The 810-nt window shown below is 45.3% G+C and carries 1 protein-coding gene; it reads left to right on the forward strand.

What is annotated here, in order from left to right; translation table 11 throughout:
• Positions 1-192: 192 nt before the first annotated feature.
• Positions 193-810, forward strand: a 618-nt coding sequence (locus OA91_RS23795) for an ATP-binding cassette domain-containing protein (RefSeq protein ID WP_157203898.1), incomplete at its 3' end; no start/stop codon positions are given.

An 810-nucleotide genomic window follows, 5' to 3' on the forward strand; every position in this document is an offset into this window, starting at 1 on the left:
GAAGTGAAAAGAAAGAGTCACTGTGGAATTTAACTAGATGGTGAGTGAGTAGAAAGGTATATTATATCTGAGGTTAAGGGCTGGCGAAAGAATACTGGTAGGGAGGGCTTACGGATATGTGAGAATTTTTTTTTTCAAGCAGAGGACGGCATACGAGATGCGCTTGATCCAAAAGACCGCTAAGGAGGCGATATGAATCTATTAGAAGTCGATCAGTTACAAGTAAACTTTAAAACCCCCGATGGCTTTGTCACTGCGGTCAATAATTTAAACTTTACTTTGGCACAAGGAGAAACCTTGGGCATTGTTGGCGAGTCGGGCTCCGGTAAAAGCCAAACCGCCTTTGCTTTAATGGGACTACTGGCCAAAAATGGGGTCATTGAAGGACAAGCGCGCTTTGAGGGACAAAATATTTTGTCCCTCAGCGATCAACAAATGAACCGTATTCGATCAAAAGAAATCGCCATGATTTTCCAAGATCCGATGACCTCCCTCAATCCTTATATGAAAGTCGGCAAGCAGCTTATGGAAGTCTTGATGCTGCACAAGGGAATGTCCAAGGCAGAAGCCTTTGAGGCCTCTGTGCAAATGCTCGATGCGGTAAAAATGCCCGAAGCTCGCAAACGTATGCACATGTACCCTCATGAATTCTCAGGGGGCATGCGCCAGCGGGTCATGATTGCCATGGCACTACTCTGTCAACCAAAACTCCTGATTGCCGATGAACCAACAACAGCCTTAGATGTGACAGGTCAAGCGCAGATTTTAACCCTGTTAAACGAGTTGAAAAAGGACTTCAACACCGCCATT

It is taken from the genome of Marinomonas sp. SBI8L (assembly GCF_001624705.1).
In the GTDB taxonomy this organism is placed as follows: Bacteria; Pseudomonadota; Gammaproteobacteria; order Pseudomonadales; family Marinomonadaceae; genus Marinomonas.